The organism is Bdellovibrio sp. ArHS, assembly GCF_000786105.1.
Taxonomy (GTDB): domain Bacteria; phylum Bdellovibrionota; class Bdellovibrionia; order Bdellovibrionales; family Bdellovibrionaceae; genus Bdellovibrio.
The window spans coordinates 71,979-90,111 of record NZ_JTEV01000001.1 but is presented as its reverse complement, the minus strand read 5'-3'; the positions used below and the strand labels follow the sequence as shown (position 1 = coordinate 90,111).

General features: G+C 47.3%; 17 protein-coding genes. 8 read left to right on the top strand and 9 right to left on the bottom strand.

Going from position 1 to position 18,133, the window contains the following annotated elements:
• Positions 1–72: 72 nt before the first annotated feature.
• Positions 73–663, bottom strand: a complete 591-nt coding sequence (locus OM95_RS00435) for an exopolysaccharide biosynthesis protein (protein ID WP_291515388.1) — start codon at positions 661–663, stop codon at positions 73–75.
• A 91-nt stretch (positions 664–754) separates the two neighbouring features.
• On the opposite strand from OM95_RS00435, the gene OM95_RS00430 reads away from it, so the two are divergent.
• Positions 755–1,027 (top strand): TMEM165/GDT1 family protein, encoded by a 273-nt coding sequence (locus tag OM95_RS00430; RefSeq protein WP_041869195.1) that lies wholly within the window; start codon positions 755–757, stop codon positions 1,025–1,027.
• Between the two features lie 2 nt (positions 1,028–1,029).
• Here the strand turns inward: OM95_RS00430 and OM95_RS00425 are convergent, their stop codons facing one another.
• The 5 genes from OM95_RS00425 to OM95_RS00405 all read right to left on the bottom strand — a co-directional run bounded on the left by OM95_RS00425 (position 1,030) and on the right by OM95_RS00405 (position 5,225).
• Positions 1,030–1,554 carry a hypothetical protein gene (locus OM95_RS00425; protein ID WP_291515387.1) on the bottom strand — a complete coding sequence of 175 codons (525 nt, stop codon included), beginning with the start codon at positions 1,552–1,554 and terminating at the stop codon, positions 1,030–1,032.
• A 190-nt stretch (positions 1,555–1,744) separates the two neighbouring features.
• Complete coding sequence (locus OM95_RS00420) at positions 1,745–3,811, bottom strand: sodium-translocating pyrophosphatase (protein ID WP_041869059.1); 2,067 nt, start codon at positions 3,809–3,811, stop codon at positions 1,745–1,747.
• Between the two features lie 112 nt (positions 3,812–3,923).
• Positions 3,924–4,301, bottom strand: a complete 378-nt coding sequence (locus OM95_RS00415; protein ID WP_041869056.1) for a hypothetical protein — start codon at positions 4,299–4,301, stop codon at positions 3,924–3,926.
• On the bottom strand, positions 4,279–4,548 hold the full coding sequence (locus tag OM95_RS00410; RefSeq protein WP_291515386.1) for a heavy-metal-associated domain-containing protein: 270 nt from the start codon (positions 4,546–4,548) through the stop codon (positions 4,279–4,281). Before OM95_RS00410 ends, OM95_RS00415 begins: the two co-directional genes overlap by 23 nt.
• A gap of 44 nt (positions 4,549–4,592) precedes the next feature.
• Positions 4,593–5,225 carry a hypothetical protein gene (locus OM95_RS00405; protein WP_041869053.1) on the bottom strand — a complete coding sequence of 211 codons (633 nt, stop codon included), beginning with the start codon at positions 5,223–5,225 and terminating at the stop codon, positions 4,593–4,595.
• 70 nt (positions 5,226–5,295) lie between these two features.
• Between OM95_RS00405 and OM95_RS00400 the strand changes: the two genes are divergently transcribed.
• The 3 genes from OM95_RS00400 to OM95_RS00390 all read left to right on the top strand — a co-directional run bounded on the left by OM95_RS00400 (position 5,296) and on the right by OM95_RS00390 (position 6,921).
• Positions 5,296–5,829, top strand: coding sequence for a sigma-70 family RNA polymerase sigma factor (locus tag OM95_RS00400; protein WP_291515385.1), 534 nt, complete (start codon positions 5,296–5,298; stop codon positions 5,827–5,829).
• Positions 5,830–5,837: 8 nt separating this feature from the next.
• Positions 5,838–6,359 (top strand): hypothetical protein, encoded by a 522-nt coding sequence (locus tag OM95_RS00395; protein ID WP_041869050.1) that lies wholly within the window; start codon positions 5,838–5,840, stop codon positions 6,357–6,359.
• Positions 6,360–6,423: 64 nt separating this feature from the next.
• The gene (locus OM95_RS00390; RefSeq protein WP_041869048.1) at positions 6,424–6,921 is read left to right on the top strand and encodes a hypothetical protein; all 498 of its coding nucleotides are present in this window, start codon (positions 6,424–6,426) and stop codon (positions 6,919–6,921) included.
• On the opposite strand, the gene OM95_RS00385 is transcribed toward OM95_RS00390, so the two are convergent.
• Together OM95_RS00385 and cysK are read right to left on the bottom strand one after the other, a co-directional pair.
• Positions 6,915–7,682, bottom strand: a complete 768-nt coding sequence (locus OM95_RS00385) for an endonuclease/exonuclease/phosphatase family protein (protein WP_041869046.1) — start codon at positions 7,680–7,682, stop codon at positions 6,915–6,917. The genes OM95_RS00390 and OM95_RS00385 overlap by 7 nt on opposite strands.
• 3 nt (positions 7,683–7,685) lie before the next feature.
• Positions 7,686–8,675 (bottom strand): cysteine synthase A, encoded by a 990-nt coding sequence (gene cysK / locus OM95_RS00380; protein WP_041869045.1) that lies wholly within the window; start codon positions 8,673–8,675, stop codon positions 7,686–7,688.
• Positions 8,676–8,890: 215 nt separating this feature from the next.
• Between cysK and nrfH the strand changes: the two genes are divergently transcribed.
• From nrfH to OM95_RS00365, 3 genes are read left to right on the top strand one after another with little or no spacing between them, the layout of a single operon-like run.
• The gene (nrfH, locus tag OM95_RS00375) at positions 8,891–9,337 is read left to right on the top strand and encodes a cytochrome c nitrite reductase small subunit (protein ID WP_041869042.1); all 447 of its coding nucleotides are present in this window, start codon (positions 8,891–8,893) and stop codon (positions 9,335–9,337) included.
• A gap of 9 nt (positions 9,338–9,346) precedes the next feature.
• Positions 9,347–10,735, top strand: coding sequence for an ammonia-forming cytochrome c nitrite reductase subunit c552 (locus OM95_RS00370; RefSeq protein WP_041869039.1), 1,389 nt, complete (start codon positions 9,347–9,349; stop codon positions 10,733–10,735).
• Positions 10,735–12,096: a cytochrome c biogenesis protein ResB gene (locus OM95_RS00365; RefSeq protein ID WP_041869036.1), complete on the top strand. Its 1,362-nt coding sequence runs from the start codon at positions 10,735–10,737 to the stop codon at positions 12,094–12,096. Before OM95_RS00370 ends, OM95_RS00365 begins: the two co-directional genes overlap by 1 nt.
• Before the next feature lie 2 nt (positions 12,097–12,098).
• Here the strand turns inward: OM95_RS00365 and OM95_RS00360 are convergent, their stop codons facing one another.
• Entirely contained in the window at positions 12,099–12,998 is a 900-nt protein-coding gene (locus OM95_RS00360) for a hypothetical protein (protein WP_041869034.1), read from the bottom strand.
• Positions 12,999–13,242: 244 nt separating this feature from the next.
• Here OM95_RS00360 and OM95_RS00355 point away from each other — a divergent pair, with 244 nt between their 5' ends.
• Positions 13,243–18,039, top strand: coding sequence for a hypothetical protein (locus OM95_RS00355; RefSeq protein ID WP_291515384.1), 4,797 nt, complete (start codon positions 13,243–13,245; stop codon positions 18,037–18,039).
• Positions 18,040–18,133 lie beyond the last annotated feature (94 nt).

Genomic DNA, 18,133 nt, shown 5'->3' with positions numbered 1-18,133 from the left:
TTTCAGGCGCACAAAGAGATTGAGGTCCTATGGTCCTTTGTTATGAAGCACCCAAGCCTGGACCTTCGTGGGTTATAAAGTAAAGTGGACAGCTCCCATGGTTAAAGTTGCAAAGAACGACGCAACTATCAGACACCATAAGTAGCTAAAAAGGATAAAAACGCCGTCTTTTTCCATGTGCCCAATGGCGCACAAAATGATGCCGACAACGGGAACAGTGTTGGAAAAAGGAATGGGCAGCGGCAGCGATAAAAGCAAAGAGTTCGTCACAAAGACACCAAGATTCAAGATTCTGAAAAACCAGTGATCATGCAAAAAGACCAGTCGTTGTTTTATAATCTTAACGGCATGGCCCCAGATTTTTTCGGCGATTTCAGAGACCTTCAAAAGCACTTCGGCCGAGACCTTCAGATTTTCAAACCTTTGTGGCAACCATGGCGGTTTGTTTCGATAAAGAAAAACCGCCACCACGGCAATAAGAAGTCCCAAGGGAGTTGAGAGTCCAGGAATAGGGATCGGCTGCAAAAAAGGCAGACTTAGAAAAAGCATAAGCATGGCGTGCCCCTCTTCCCCCAAAAGTTGGAAGATTCGGCGCAACGTCAGGTCCCCTTTGGCTGCTTCTGCCTGCAAAAGATCCATGGCAGTAATAAAACGGCTTTTCAAACTTGCTTTCCCACCTGTCCGATTTTATCAATATGCTTTCAAATTAATTCAACGGCCGTTAAACGGCCTGGTTTATTTTAAAGGACTTGGTATGGATTGGAAGATTTTTGCGAGCACTTTTATCACTATTTTTTTGGCTGAAATGGGTGACAAAACGCAGTTCGCGGCCCTTGCTGCTTCTTCACAATCAAAATCCACATTAACGGTGATGATTGCTGTCGTTCTTGCCTTGGGACTTGCCGGGGTTTTGGGCGTTATCTTTGGGAAATTCCTGGGAACCCTGTTAAATCCCCAAATTATGAAGTACGTTTCCGGATCTTTATTTATTTTAGTCGGTATCTGGGTCCTGACAGCGAAAGGGTAGCTTCACCAACCGCAGCGATCTGCCGCTGTTTCACCAACTCCCTTCTGGCCTTTATAGAGGTATAAATCCCCTGTACTCCCCGCCAGAAGAGTTGAATTGTAGTTTTCTGAATATAGCAAATGCATATAAGAACGGCCTCTTCCCGTCTGCAGAACCTTTGCAACACCGAGGCCCGCTAAATAAATCTCTTTTCGTCTGTGATCCAGAGAGTACGTTGACTGAAAGTTTTTTTCGAAGAGTTGTGTCGTAAAGTCGAATTCTCGGTAACGAGCCGAGTAGGTCCCGTTTTTTTGCAGATAGAGTTCGATCTGCCCGACGCGGACTTGCGCAGGGTCAGTCCACAACTGCGTTCCACCACCAATCAAGACAGGAAAGCCCAGGGTGCCCTGTTCACAAGATCCCAAAGTTTTATAAAAGAAACTTTCGGGAATCCAGGTTTCTGAGGTTGTGATTGAAGACGTGAGTTCTCCACAAGAAGAAATAATGAGAGTTGCGCAGGTCCAGGAAAGTGCATGAAATATTCTCATAATTCATTTATAGATTTATGAGAATAGCTTGTCATTGCTTCGCGGCATGATTTAGAGGTTCGTCGAGCCTACCAGAAACACAAAAGCCCCATGTCACCTAGACCTGGGGCTTTTATTTTTTTCAACTCGTTAAGATGTTGCTGCCGCGTTGGGCGCCAAGACGCCCGAAGCTGCAGTCATCGAGTTCTAATTACCCACCGATCGTAGCGATCAATTGAGCAATCAACAAAGAAACAACGGACATAACTTTGATCAAGATAGCGATACCTGGACCAGAAGTGTCTTTGAACGGGTCGCCGACTGTGTCACCAACGACCGCCGCTTTGTGAGCGTCGGAACCTTTTGGATGACCAGGCAATCCACCTTTTTCGATGAATTTCTTAGCGTTGTCCCATGCTCCACCGGCATTAGCCATATAAAGAGACATTGTCGCACCGACTGCCAAACCACCTGCTAGAAGACCCGCAAGAGCTTGAGGGCCCAAGATGAAGCCAACAAGAACTGGAGCAAGAACCGCGATCATACCTGGCAAGATCATCTCGAACAAAGCTGCTTGGGTAGCGATGTCGACGATCGCCGCCGGTTGTGGTTCCGCTTTACCTTCACGAAGGCCTGGGATTTCTTTAAATTGACGAGCAATTTCTTTGACGATTTTTTGCGCCGCTTTACCTACCGCAGTCATAGTTGTGGAACCAACTAGGAATGGCAGGATAGAACCTAGCAAGATACCGATCAAAACGCCTGAAGAAGTCAGATCCAAAGACATTTTCGCAAGACCTGCTTTTTCACGCACATGGTTTACTTCCATGTTGAAAGCCGAGAAAAGGGCAAGAACTGTCAAGATCGCAGAACCGATCGCAAAACCCTTACCGATAGCTGCTGTTGTGTTACCAACGGCATCTAGTTCGTCAGTGATGTCGCGAACGTTTTTACCAAGACCTGACATTTCAGAGATACCACCAGCATTGTCAGCGATAGGACCGTAAGCATCCACCGTCATAACAACGGCTGTACCTGCCAACATACCTACTGCAGAAAGAGCGATACCATAAAGACCCAAAGCTTGGTCGGCAACGTAAGCAGCGATAACAACGATCAACATTGGGATCGCCGTTGATTCCATACCTACTGCAAGACCACGGATCACACCTGTCCCCGCACCAGTCAAAGCAGCTTCAGCCACTAGACGGATGGGACGAGCTGCTGTGTAGTACTCAGTGATAAGACCAATCAAGGCCCCACCGAATGCACCCGCAGCCAAAGCTACAGTCACAGATTGGCTGATACCAAACATTGGCATCAAGATATAAGAAGCGATTGTCAAAAGGATTGGTGGAACAATCAACGCATTACGAAGAACAGTTGCAGGCTTGCCGTTTTTGAAAGCGCGCGCCGCAAAGATCACGATGATTGAAATCACTAGACCTAAAGTTGAAAGAAGAAGAGGCAAAGCCACGCCTGTGATACGAACGGTTTCCGCTTCCGCAGAAGGCATCAACGTTGTCAAAGCATCGGCTGGAATTGTCAAAGCAATCGCCATGGCAGAAACAATCGCCGCCACCATTGACTCATAGATATCAGCGCCCATTCCCGCAACGTCACCGACGTTGTCACCCACGTTATCAGCGATAACACCTGGATTGCGAGGATCGTCTTCAGGAATGTTTTCGACCACTTTACCAGCGATATCCGCACCCACGTCAGCAGCTTTAGTATAGATACCGCCACCGATACGAGCGAAAAGAGCGATTGAAGAAGCGCCCACTGCGAAAGAGTGAAGAATCGTGCCCAACACCTCTTGACCTTGGAAGATCCAGTAAAGGACGCCAAGACCGATAAGACCTAGACCCGCAACGGAAAGACCCATCACAGCGCCGCCATCAAGAGCGACAAGAAGAGCCGCCGCTTTAGAGCCACCAGCTGCCGCCTGAGAAGTGCGAACATTGGCATAAGTCGCAGCCTTCATACCGAAGAAGCCTGCTAGCAACGACAAGAATGCACCAAGAACAAAAGATCCTGCTGCGATTCCGCCCAATGCAAAAGCAAGAGCTGCGCCTACGACGATCGCGTAGACGAAAAGAACTTTGTACTCACGAACCAAGAAAGCCATTGAGCCTTCACGAACGTAAGTCGCGATGCGATTCATAGTTTCATTGCCTGCGGGCTGAGCCTTTACGCGAAGGTAAAGCGCCAAAGCAACGAACAAACCAACAACCCCAGCAATAGCCGGAGAAATCAGTAAAGATTCACTAAACATTGTTGCACTCCGTGTTTGATTTCTCGTTTAAATTACGAAGACTTAGAGGTACCCGACTTCATTGCAATTAGTCAATGGAGAGTCGTCGTACTTTCATCCGAAGTGCGGCGCATTAAAAGAGGCTGGGGGCGATGAATGCGAAAAAGAATCCTGTCAGAAAAACGACCAGAGAAAGAATATAGACACGCGCCGAGAACTTTCTGCCTGAAATACAGGCATCTCGAAGCTGCGGATCTAGCGGACACGGGGCGTTGCGGTTTTTCCAAAGCCAAAAACCATTGAAGGCCAACATGCTGCCAGCAAATATAAAGACAGCCATTTTATTTTCAGACACCCAAATAAGCCCGGGCATTTGCGCAGCCACACCGGCCAAAACGGCGCCCATCCCTAAACTGACCAAGAGGGCTGGAAGGGCACAACAGATCAGAGTGCTGGCGGACCCAAAAAGCGTTAGAAAGGTAAAAAATTTATTTGTCGAAAGAGACTTCATATCCCGCCTCTTTTAAAAGAGTGGCAATCTTTTCACGAGAAAGCTTCTGCCCGTCCTTATAAGTCAGCTTTACAAATTTATTTTCAAGACTGACCTGCACCTCCGCAATTTCCGGCTGTTCTTTGAATTTCTTCGTAATGCCTTGCGCGCAGAAAGAACAAACCATCCCCTTCACGCCAACCGTTTCAACTTCACTGGCAAACGCGAAAGAAAAAGTAAGAAGAAGAGCGAAGACCATCTTTTTCATATTAAGATCCTTTTTTTAAAAAACTTACTAGTAAAACTTTTACCCTAGAAATGAGTCATAAAGTTAAAGGCAGCGCCGCCGCCGATACGAGCACCCACCTCGATAAGAATATTGCGATAAAAAAGTCTGACGAACTGGGTGGTCTCGATGGCTGAGTCATTCTTTTTTTCAAACTGCACAATCAACCAGGTGTTCAATTCGTTAAACTCTGCCAAATAAGGGGCCACGCCTGCCCGCAATTTCGTCTGTTCAAAATCCGTGCGGTCAATGGCATCGGAATCCTGACGAAAGAATTTGGTGTATTGAAAGGCTGTGTAGTATTTGCGAGACTCCCAATCAAGATCGGCAGAGGCCATCGCCACACCTTTGACCTCGTCAAAAGAGCGATCCGTGCCGTAACCGGCACTCAAATAGACATTCCCCTGAGAGTCTTCGTTGTTCCAGCGTTTTGCCAGAAAATTCATTCGCGGCAACGTGTATTCAGCCTCGGCAGTTTTGACGTAACTTACGGCCAGCGCCGTTCGACTGGTCATTGAATAACCCAGAAAAAGTTCATTCTCGTCATCTTTATTGTATGACATTAAAGAAAAGGCACCGGCAAAAGAGACCGGATGTGCCTGCACACCACCAGCAAAAAGAAATACCGGCGCGAAAAACCAAATCCACATTTTACTCATCTTAAAACTTCCTTCTTGTGTGCTCTTTCAACCTTCATTAGGATGGAGATCTATAACTTGTGACAGGTCTATGAAAATTAATTTGCAGGAATGTACAGACGAAGAACTTTTGCTAAAGCTTGCCGAAGGCGAAAATAAAGCTTTGGACATTCTCTATTTAAGACATTCCGGCCGTGTTTTATCCTATGCTTTAAAGCGCGGCTTACCGCAGGAGCGGGCTGAGGATCTTTTGCAGATCGTTTTTTTGCAAATTCACCGCAAAAAACACCTTTATGACTCTCGCTACAAGGCCTTGGCCTGGATCTATGTCATCACCCGCAGCGAGTTGAAGGATTATCGCAACCGAGAAATCAAAGACTTCTCGGAATGGGATGATTCTTTGTCACAAACCGAGGGCTCAGTTCCTATACTCGAAGAGAAAGAAGAAGCGGCCACCTTACTGGCTGAATTGAAACCTCGAGAACAAGAGGTCATGAAACTGCGCTATCTAGATGAACTTGAGTACGAGGAAATTGCCGAAGTGCTTAAGATCTCGGAAAGCAATATCCGGCAAATCGTCAGTCGCAGTTTAAAAGTGCTGCGCAGCCTAGGAAAGAAGAGTTAGGAGACTTTATGAAAGACGTAAAAAAAGATTTTGAGTCTTTTATCAATGACACCGCAGATGTTGGTGGCTCTTCTTTTGTTCTCCAAAAAATCCATGCGCAATTGGCGGCAGAAAAATCGCCGCCTTGGAAAGTGATTGCGAAAATGGGTTTGGCGCATACCTTCGGGTCTGTTGTCACACTGATGAGCTGTTCACAATTCGGCGTGCAATTATTTTTCGATGGCGGCGGATTGATGCATTATTTTATGAAAATCAGCCCGACCTTCTGTCTTTTCTTCTGCGGCGCTTTGTATCTGTCCATTTCCGTTTTCTTTGCCCGCCTGATTTTAAATCATGACGAGTGGATTCGTGTGATGAGGTCCCGCTCTCTGAGTCTGGCGGCCTTATCCCTGATCACTTTGGGGGCTCTTTCGGTCGTCAGCCATGAGGTCACTTGGGAATCCGGGGTTTTGTGGTTCTTTGGTGCCGCTTTGGGAGGCGAAATGATGACTCTTGTAAAATCTCCCCTGCTCTGGTTGGCGCGACGATAAACGATACGTCCTCCGACTTTTATTAAACTTGATTTTGCGGGGTTTTTAAGTCAAAACCCCTTGCATGCGTTTGGCCTTTTTCTTTCTCTTTTTATTAGCAGCGACTTCTTCGTTTGCGAAAACACGAATCGCTTTCTTAGAACTTTATGATCGTCATGGTCGTTTGGTTCAATACGAACCCGGCGGAAGATTTGCCCACACCGCCATTCAGTTTGATGACATCGGTGACAAATGGCTCAACGCCTATCCCGGCGAAGGGGTCGCGATTATTTCCTGGGAAGATCTGGAGCACCGGGGCGTGATTGCCGAAATCGTCGAAATCCCGCAGGATGTTCGCTTATCGCAAGTGCAACCCTATATGGGACGGCCTTTTGATTTTTGGTATTCTTGGAATGACAAGGCTCTGTACTGCACGGAATTGATCGGGAAACTTTTGAATATTCCCACGCATCCGATGAAGTTTAATAAACAAGTGTGGCCAAAGAATTATTGGGATCTTGAAGGCACACCGGGACTTTCTCCCGATTCCGTTTACGCCTGGGCTCGGCAACAAAGTCAATAAGGCTTGTTGGGGTCTGCAATCTTCAGGCGGATTTCCAAGGGAAAATGATCTGAACTGATGATGGTGTGATGCACTTGGGCTTTGATGACATCAAAGCCTCTGACGAAAACATGATCGAGCTTTAAAAGTCGTCCGTCGTTTTCCAAATCCAAATGCTCTAAATTCAAATCTCGAAAAATACTTTTCATAATCAGGTAGCGTTTGACGTTCCAGGTATTGAAATCCCCCGCCAAAACAACCGGCCCCTTGAACTCGCTCATCTTTGCCGCGATTTCATACAAAGAGGCCGTGAAGGCTTTTAAGGTTACAAAGTTAAGAACGTGCGTGCAGACAAAAAGAGCCTTCGTGCCACCAAAATCATATTCATTAAAAAGCGTCAGCTTCGGAGTCAGCCAAAAGAGCTCGCGTGTTTTTGCGCGAATGAAATCCACCGAAGCTGGCTGCAGCTTGGCCCCGATGGCAACACCCGTACTTCTTAAATCTTTTTTGTAGTGAAAACTCTGGGCCAAATGCCATTCGTAAGTCGCAAAATCCTGCTGCCAGATCTTGGGCATCTTGTCGTCGACCAAGGCCTCTTGAAGAAGAATAAAATCTTTTCCCTCGCCCAGCTTCTTAAAGTCTTTTTCAAAGATATGGGCCTTTTGTCCCTTAAACACATTCCAAACAAAGATGTCGAACTCTGAGGACGGTGCGGCCAGTTTTTGGGCCTCACCGATTTTCAGAAGAACTTTTTCTTTCGCTGGTATGATATAGGGAACCATTCTTTATTTCACCCGACTTAAATAACTTTCATCAACAGTAGCGATTGGCAAAGACTGGGCTTCTTGGCGTTCTTGCTCCGCTAACAGTGTTGAAAGATAACGCTCTGTATAACTAGGAACGATCACAACAATGTTTTTCCCGCGATTTTCTTCTTTCGCCGCCAACCGGAGTCCCGCCGCAATCGCCGCGCCCGAAGAAATCCCCACCGGGATGCCTTCCATTTTTATCACTTCCTTAGCCACCTTCATAGATTCTTCTGACGAGACTTGCTCAACACCGTCAACCACAGCGCGATCCATCACACTAGGAACGAAACCGGCTCCCAGGCCTTGAATCTTATGAGGCCCCGGTTTGCCACCGGAAAGAACCGGACTTTCTACAGGTTCCACCGCAATCATCTTCACGCTGGGCTTTTTGGCTTTTAGAACTTGGCCCACCCCCGTGATGGTTCCGGAAGTCCCCACGCCACTCACGACGATGTCGACGGTGCCGTCAGTGTCATTCCAAATTTCCAGAGCTGTGGTTTTTTTGTGAATTTCCGGATTCGCGGGATTATCGAACTGTCGCGGACTCCAGGCATTGGGATTTTTTTCGGCAAGCTCCAGCGCTTTGGCGATCGCGCCCTTCATCCCCAAAGGTCCTGGCGTCAGAATAAGTTTTGCGCCTAAAAGCAGAAGCAACGTTCTTCTTTCCTGCGACATGGTTTCTGGCATTACCAAGGTAATGGCGTAGCCTTTCGCCGCAGCCACGAAGGCCAGTGCAATTCCGGTGTTCCCCGATGTCGGCTCTAAAATCTCCACCCCGGGTTTGAGTTTTCCTGTGCGTTCGGCCTCTTCTATCATCGCCAGACCGATGCGATCTTTTACGGAGCCTAAGGGGTTGAAGAACTCTAGCTTCAAAAGCAATTTTCCCGGAAGATCTTTTCCGATTCTTTGCATTTCTACCAATGGAGTTTGGCCAATTGTCTTCGTGATGTCAGAATATATTTTCATGAATGCCTGCCTCAATAATGTTCGAAAGGGCTGTCTTTAAGAATACTCCCAAGGTTGGTAGATGTTAAAGACTTACTTCCAGCAGTCCGGAAAAATAAAAGCGTTGTCTTGTATTGAGAATCCACATCTGTCATATTGCAGACAGTCCAAGTGCTTTTTGGGATTGAAATTGTCCCGATATTAATGTGAATTTGTTTGTAGGAGCAAAAAACTACATGAGTAAATTGAACGCCCTTTTTCTTATCCTCTTCGGTGTTGTCCTTGGACTGGGATGCTACTCGTTTATTTATGCCAAGGGTTACTCGTACATGTCGGATGACCCTAAAGCCTGTGTGAATTGTCATATCATGAATGAAAATATGGACTCATGGATCAAGGCCACCCACCACCACGTTGCCAAGTGCAACGACTGCCATCTTCCTCACAACATCATCGGAAAATATGCTGTCAAAGCTTTGAATGGCTTTAATCACTCGGCTGCTTTTACTTTGCAGAACTTCCCGGATCCTATTCGCATTCGGGAGCACAGTTTAAAAGTAGTTAAGAATTCCTGCTTAAGTTGCCACCAACCCATGGTTCAAGCAATGAACCATGGCGGTAAAAATATTAACGAAGAGACCAATTGCCTGCACTGTCATCGGAATGTGGGACACGCGAAATAGGAGTACAGTATGACAAAATCAAAGACGATTTTTCTGGCCGTAGGCGGTGCTGCCGTCGTCACGGTGTTATTGACAGCTCTGTTAGTAAATATCTTTGAACGCAAGAGCGAAGCTAAAAATGTCTTCTATCGTGTCGTTGAAATCACCGATGACATGGATGATCCAGCGATTTGGGGAAAAAACTTCCCGCACCAGTATGACTCTTATCTTCGCACGGCGGACATGCGCAGAACCAAGTACGGCGGCTCAGAAGCTTTCCCGCACGTTCCGACTGAAAAGGATCCGCGCGACACGGTTTCTCAACAGAAATTGGACGAAGATCCGCGCTTAAAGATTATGTGGGCGGGTTACGCGTTTTCAAAAGACTTCCGTGAAGAGCGTGGTCACGCTTACATGCTTTCTGACCAGATTTTCACCGAACGACAAAATGTCGCAAAACAGCCGGGCACGTGCTTGAACTGTCATGCTTCCACTTATGTGCTTTATAAAAAATTGGGTAACGGTGACATCACCAAAGGTTTCGAGGAAATGAACAAGGTCCCTTACAAAGAGATCGTTCATTCTGTGAATCACCCTGTTTCTTGCATCGACTGTCATGACCCTTCGACCATGTCTTTGCGTGTGACTCGTCCCGCGTTTATTGAAGGTATTAAAGCCTTTAAAGCCACTCAGGGCATCAAAGAGTACGACGTTAACAAAATGGCCACTCGTCAAGAGATGCGCACTTTCGTGTGCGGTCAATGTCACGTTGAATACTACTTCAAAGGCCAGGACAAGCGTTTGACTTATCCTTGGGCGGACGGCCTTAAAGCCGATCAAATTCTTGAGTACTACAAAAAAGACGGACATAAAGACTGGGTTCATGCGGATACAGGTGCGAGCGTACTTAAAGCCCAACATCCCGAGTTTGAAATGTTCAATCAAGGAACCCATGCCCGTGCTGGTGTTGCTTGCGTAGACTGTCATATGCCGTATGAGCGTGTGGGTGCGATGAAGGTCACAAACCACCACGTACAAAGTCCTTTGTTGAACATCAACAAAGCCTGTCAGACTTGCCACAACGTGCCTGAAAACGAGTTGAAGGCCCGAGCGGAAACGATCCAAGATCGCCACATGGAACTTCGTAATGTCGCGTTTGATGCTTTGATCGATTACATCAAAGACCTTAAAGAGTTTAAAGATATCGATTTGACGAAAACGCCGAATAAGAAGTTAGCGGATGCGCGTGATTTGCAAAAACAAGCCCAGTTCCTTTTTGACTTCGTTGAAGCGGAAAACTCTTCCGGCTTCCATGCGCCGCAAGAGTCGGCTCGCGTTCTAGGCCTTTCTATTGAAAAAGTGCGCGAAGGCCAAAAACTTGTGGCTGAGCTTCGCAGAGAATTAAAGACTGGGAAGTAATGCCCTGGTATCGACGTCTTATTAAAAAATTAGCCTCGATGGAGTTAGCGGTTCTGATTATCGCCTCCATCGCGGTGATCATTGCCATCGGCACCGTTGTCGAATCCAAATATGATGCTTGGACGGCGAAGAATCTCGTCTATTCATCCATCTGGATGTACCTTGCTTTGGGCGCTTTGGTTACGAGCTTGATCGCAGTGATCGCGGATCGCTGGCCTTGGAAGCCTCGTCACGCGTCCTTCATCTTCGCCCATGTGGGAATTATTATTCTTATTTACGGCTCTTTGCTGACTCAGATTTTTGGCATCGATGGCACCATTCGCCTTGCCAAAACAGACGGCCCGGTGAAAGAAGTGACTGTTCAGGAAACCGATCTTATCGTCTATCGTTCTCCTGATGGCTCGGACTATGAAAAAATCTACTCTGAAGAAGTGAACTTTCTTAAGAAGCCGGTGACTTCTGATAAACCAGTCCTTATCAAAAGCCGTGATTTGAATTTTGAGATCCTTGAATCCATCCCCTATTCTTTGCCCAAACTTCAGGTCGAGGCGTCCCCCCAACCGCAAAGTGGCGCGGCCGTCCGTTTTCAACTGGCGAACCCCAATGTCAGCCAAGTAGATTGGCTTGTTCAACGCAATGTCTTTGAAAAAGTGGAAGCGCAAGTGGGCCCGGTTCTGATGACTCTGGGTGGACTGTGGGATCGCAACAAAGCCATTAATGAAATTCGTTTTACGATTTCAGAAAAAGGGGCCTTGTCCTATGCGCTTTATGCAAAGGACTCGGCAACTCCTTTTAAACAGGGCCTCGCCAAAGAAGGTGACTTGGTTGAAACCGGCTGGATGGGATTGCAGCTTCGCATTCTTCGCTACTTGCCTAAGGCTGTCCAAAAATATGAACTGACTCGCTTGGATCACCCTGTTCCCGGAAGCTCCCCGTCGCTAAGAGTTCGCTACAACGGGCAGGAAAGTTATCTATTCTTGAACGACTACGTAAAAGTATTCACAGAAAATCGTGTGTACTTGGTGTCCTATCAGAATCGTCGACTGCCTTTGGGTTTTGAGATTTCTTTAGATGAATTTAAAAAAACAGACTATCCCGGCACCATGCGCGCGATGGCTTACCAAAGTTCTGTCGAATATGATGGCGGCAATAAAGCCTTGATCTCGATGAACGAGCCCTTGAAGTACAAAAAATTCTATTTCTATCAGGCGAGCTTTGAAGAAGGACCTAATGGTCTTGTGAAAGCATCCATTCTATCGGTTAACCATGACCCAGGCCGCGTGTGGAAGTACCTGGGATCAGCTGTGATGTGTCTGGGAATTGTGCTTTTGTTTTACTTCCGAAAAAGAAAAGCACAATAGCTTTATCTTATAGCTCCGCTTCTTTGGGTCGAACCTGAGCTTGGCGCCGCAGATCTGTTGTTCAAGGTGAGGCGGTTCTGCTGGGCGAGTATTCCACATCCATTTCGAACTCTTTGAATCACCTCGTATCGTGTCTTTACTGAAGGCTCTTTATCGGGATTACGAAACACATCTGCATCAAACTTGGATGCAAAGACGCCTTTTTCTTTGGTTTGAAACCACGCCTTAAGATAGTTACTTGTTCCTAGTTGCTCCGAAAGCTCTTTAAGATCGTAAGTTTTACTCATACTTTCGATTATTTGTATGCACTGATGAGCCTTCTTATCTTTCTTGGCCTCAATGAGCGCAGCTGGAGAGTTGAAGACATTTGGATAGTTATTCCAACACTCAAGCCCCACCTCATGACGTGGAGAATCTTTTGGCGCCATATACTGCTCACAAACTTCTGGCGACACAGATATACAACCATTCGCTCTTTTTCGATCTTTTGAAGCTATACATTCCGTATAGGAGGTCGCCTCTACACCATCTTTGAGCTCTAAAGTTCTGATCACAGAATCTTCCGAGAAGCCTCTCGCAGGTTCAATCGAAGTAATCTGGAGTGTTTCTTCCTTAGAGTCTGAGAAATTTGGTTCATTTATTGTTCTGACCTGAGCAGAATATCCTGGCATTCCTGACATAGCCAAGATCGTCTGCCTGTTGGGTTTCTTGATGTCACCCTCTCTCTCTTCGGCTGAGTTCAATTGAATACTCCAGCGCTCTTTGGCATTAGAATTGTAATCACGCTTTACGCAATACACATCTTTATTCAATACCCCGCCACTTATCTCTAGGCAATTCTCGGCATAAGAGTTCACTACAAACAGTGACACGAAAACAATTGCCGCAGTCTTTAGAATCAAGGTGACCCCCTTCAAATAGCAAAATGAAACCTCTGTCAGGTTATGACTTCTCATTGAGATGTCGAGTCCCGAAAAAAGCAATTAAGTCACCACGCGAACAAACCTCCCTACCTTCCCTACAGTGCCTTCTATTTGAGTTTTGTAAGGAAACTCCCTCGGAAATCCGTCTCATTATTGGATTTCCGAGGGATTCCCCCGTCTTTTGTCCCTTTAAAAAAGCTCATGAAACTCCGATAAGTTATTCGTGGAAAAGCTTATTCGGTCCGTTTTTGGTACAAGCCTCTTCTACGTCCTTTTTCTAGGGCTGGGGTCGTGTATTGACACGAGCATGTTCAATAATATGTCGTTCATTCCAGCAGAACTCACCATCATAGACGGTGGCATCTCGAAAAAATTGCCGGTGGGTGATTCTTCACTACTTACGAAAGATACAAATTTAAGAATCATTGGCGTCTCTAAACCTGGATCGACGATCAAGATTTACACCTCCCCTGCGGATCCGCTTTGCCAAAATCCGCCGCAGGATTCAGACGTGATCGGAACGGGCGGCACAAAAGGAATTGATTTCAATATCGATCTGACAACTCTTCCCGAAGGCCGCCATACGATCTGCATGTATGTTGAAAATCCCGCAGGTACTTCCACCGCCAAGCTGACTGAAATCATCATCAAAAGATCCGTGCAGGCTTTTTCAGGATTACAAATTTTACCCGCGCCCCGAAGCACCTCGCGACAACCCCAGTTTGTGGGAACGGCCGAGGCCGAGGCACGCCTCACTCTGCACGCAGGGACAGTTTGTTCAGGCACTGCGCTTGAATATCTGGCAACAGATAGCACGGGCAACTTTGTGATGCCCCTCTCTATTCAGAATTCCATTTTAATCGATGGCAACTTTAACTACTCTATTTTAGCAACAGATATCCTGGGAAATACTCGCTGCTCACCAGCGTTGGGTTATATTTTAGACACGATGATTTCGCCGACAGTCCTCCAGGCGATTGTTCCAGCAAGTCCTTCAAACAATGACTCTCCGACCATTGATGGAACTACAGAAGTAAACTCTTCCGTTGAGCTTTTCAACTCCGCCACTTGTTCTGGGGTCGTCCTTGCTTCGTATGACACCAACTCTCTTACGACGTTCCATCTCGCTTTGGATTCTGTATTAACCGCTGAAGGTCTTTATGACTTCACAGTGAAAGTCACGGACGATCTTGGCAATGCCGAGTGCTTTACGGCGCAAAAACAACCTTATCTTTTTGATGTGACACCGCCCGCTCTTTCGATCTCTTCACCCACTGCAAACTCGGCATTCCAAGGGTACTTTACCTTGGGTCTGACTTGCGAGGATGCGGCCCTTATCGCAGTCACCGGCGGTATTTCCTCTTCGGCCACTGCAAACTGTTCGGGCGGAAGTTTGAACATCCCATTGTCCTTAGCTGGCGTTGATGGCACAAAAAATATCCAGGTCGTTGCGACTGATGCTGCGGGAAATACGACGACCGCGAATATCAATCTGTTTAAAGACACCACGCCCCCTGTGCTCCCGACCTTTACGCGCGCATCAGCCAGTCCTACGTCAGCCGCAATTATGACGATAACGGCCAGTTCCTGCGCAGACATCGCAGGAGTGTTAGTTAAAGAAAATTCGACGATTCCGACGGGCACAGAGCCCGCTTGGGTCTCTTGCACAACGACTGCGGGCGGAATCTCGTTTGATTTAAGTACGACGCCCACGCAAGGAACTCGCAATATCCGCGTTTTCGTTCGCGATGCCACGGGAAATATTCAACCTTCTTTTGCCAGCGTGCTTGTGGACTACGACACGCTTCCACCGGCAATTTCTTTAGAGGCGATTCCGGGGTTCTTGGGGACCAACAGCTATTATGAATTTAAGTGGACTTTGACAGAAGGAAATGTACCGGCGGGTGCCAGCTTCGCTTTGGAATACAGCCAAAATGGCGGCGCCTCTTGGACGGGTCTTGCAACGACCCCGGTGGGCATCACTGGAGCCGTTAATAGCAAGATCTATAAGTACAAACAGTTTCTGCCTTCGACGCCGGGGCCGACAAGTTTTCGCGTGAAGTTAACTGATAGCACTGGGCAAACTGGGTATGGAAGTCAGTCGGCGCTTCTGCTTTACGATATCACGCCTCCTGAGATCACGCCGAACAGCTATTTGATCGAAGGCTTGCAAGGCCCCGTCACAGTGTATGATCCCTTTGTCAAAGTCAGCTTTGCCGCGACAGACAATCAAACGCCCGTGACCCAGTTTTGTCTTAAGAATGATTCTGCAGCCCCGGCACTGAGCAACCCATGTTGGATTGCCATTGATGCCCCTGGCGTGGGTGTACCTGTGGATTTAAGTGTCGCTTTGACTGATTATGATCATCTTGTCGACTGGCGCCAAGGCTCGTACACAGTGTATCTGTGGGTGCGCGATCAGGCAGGAAATGTTTCAAGCAACTTAGGTCCGATCAATGCCGGCACCGATAGAATTGCTGTCACATATTCACCAGTGCCGGACCCGACTTTAACAGATCTTATTATTTCAAAAAATCCCGCAGACACTGTGCAACCGGACCCTTGGGATCTGGTGACAACTCCGGGGACTCAGCTTTATTTAAAATGGAATCAAAAAGTCTATCTGGGAACTGCGAAAGTCAGTCTGTGGTACACGATTGATGGCAATGAATACATCCTGATCGAGGATAACGCAGAATCAGGCAGCGCGCTTTCTTGCAGTAACGCCGGAGCCGTGGATGCCTGCACTTACAGTTGGAATTCACCGGTTCCTGTCAATACAAGCTATAAGGTTCAAGTCCGGGTGAAAGATGGTATTGATCAGACGACCATCAAAAACACCGTTTACATCAGCAACCCTAACTTCAGACCTATCGCCGGGAATACAGACCCAGGGACGAATGGGTCCGCGAAGAAAGCAGCGTTTCGCGGGGGCGCTCCTGATAGCGGGTCCTTTGTTGTCACCCGCAACGGGATTCTTTTTTATCGAGACATTGCGCGCGGTCTTTTGATGGTCGATCCGAGCGACGGCGTACAAAAAATTGCTCTGAAGCTGGCGGAAACAACCACCGGTGACGGCGGTCCTTTGGCAAACGCGACATCTCAGGGAATTTTAAAGATCGCCCTTGATTTTGAAGATCGTGTTTTAGTATTTGAGCCAGAGCGCATTCGCCGTATCGATACACGGGCTTCACCGATGACGATCGAATCCATTATCGGTGCATTCAATGATGGACGTGTCGGCAATAACACGGCCGACTATGTCGCCGATCCTCACGACGTTAAAATAAAACTGCATCCCACGACCGTTTTATACGGCATGGGTTCCCCTTATTTGAACTTCCTGGCTTTACCTAATGGGGATATTTACTTCCAAACAGAGGCTCTTTTCACAACACGAGCTGCGGGCACTCGTATCAGGGTCTATCGCGGAAGCGCCGTCGAGCCCTATGTTGATACACTTCGCGTCGGTGGCGCGGGCGATTATGGCGATGCTTCGACGGACATTGGTGCTTGGCAATTTGCGCACCTGAAATTCCTTTTCGATCCTTTCTCTTACGTTATTCAAGGCGCCTACGTTACGACCAATCATCCGATTTATCCCGGCTGTAGCTATTTCAGCAATGCCAAAGTTAATATTGCAAATCTTCAGTCGTTGGGAGGAGGCCATCCCAATGTTCCTTTTGAAACCTGTACGGCGCCTTACCATATTCAAGGAATGAACGGACAAATTTACTCGATGAATCGCAGCAACCCTTGGGCCTTTCAAATTGTTAAATTCGATGGCGTTTCGAGCTGGTCGGTAGTTGCAGGGACCGGCGCTCGCAGCAGTTGTGTGGATGGAACTTTGGCCACGTCATGTTCCATTATTCCAAATGATGTCTTCGTTTCCCAAACCGGGCAAGTGTACTTCAAAGATGATGGACAAATTCGCATCGTCGGCAGCGACAATCGCATTTACACGCTTTATGGTTACAACTTAAGCAGCGGCGATGGCGGCCACCCCATGGAAGCTCGTTTGAACGAGATTGCGTCGATCGACCATGGGGTCAATGACAAAGTCGTACTTCTCGACACCCAAGCCGGACGATTTAGAGAAGTGGATTTTAAAGGCTCACCCGGAATGAAAACAATCGCAGGCAACGGCTCAGATGCTCCAGGCTCGGTGACTCCATTGGGAGTCGCCGCCAATACCAATCCCATTGGTATGTTCTGGGCGACACCGGGACGTTTTGCTACCAATCCTGCAACAGGTGATGTTTATTGGTATTGCGGAGGCTCCTCCAGTATTTGTCGTCTGAATCGCGCCTCGAATATATGGCAAAATGTTTTTGGAACAGGCGGAGCAGTTCCATATGAAACACCAGCCGCATATTATTCTTACGATCTTGATAATCCCACGTATCCTTTGGCTCCGTTGGGCTTCTACAATAATTCTTTATTAGTGGGGTTCGATTCCTGGAATGGATATGAACACTACAGAAGGGTCTGGCGCGAATTTGACGTGAGCAACGGATATGGACGTTTTGTTTTAGGAAATGGCAATCCTATATCCTCTACGTCCTGCAATAACGGATCGTCCGCCTCTTGCGTTCCAGAGTCTGCTTATTTTGGCTGGGGTATCGGCGTTGGCAGTCCGGTGCATCAAGTAAATACCGCGGGCGTCAACTATTGGCTCTTCTTGCACAATAACCAAAAAGACATCATGCGTGTGGGTGGCGGAACTGCGACCAAGCTTTTCTCTCTTGCTACGCGCGCAAGATCCATTTTATACAAATCTCCTTACCTGTATTATTGCTCTGCCCCTGAAAACGGTCCGGCCAAGCTTTATCGTAAAAACTTTAGCTCGCCATACACAGAGGTCGAACTTATTCTTCCTCACGGAAGTACTTGTGCCAGCTCTAAAATTATCTTCAAAAATGGCTCGGGAACCGAACCGGATCGCCTGGTCTTCCCTATTCAGCAAAACGGAATTTACGGAATTTCAGAATTCCTAGATCCCGCAAACTATGCGCCTTAATCGCGAACAGATCTTCCTGCGGACAGATTCAGAACGACGTGCAGAAGTTCAACCTTTACATTCCCTCTTTATAGACGTTGACGATTCTGCAAAG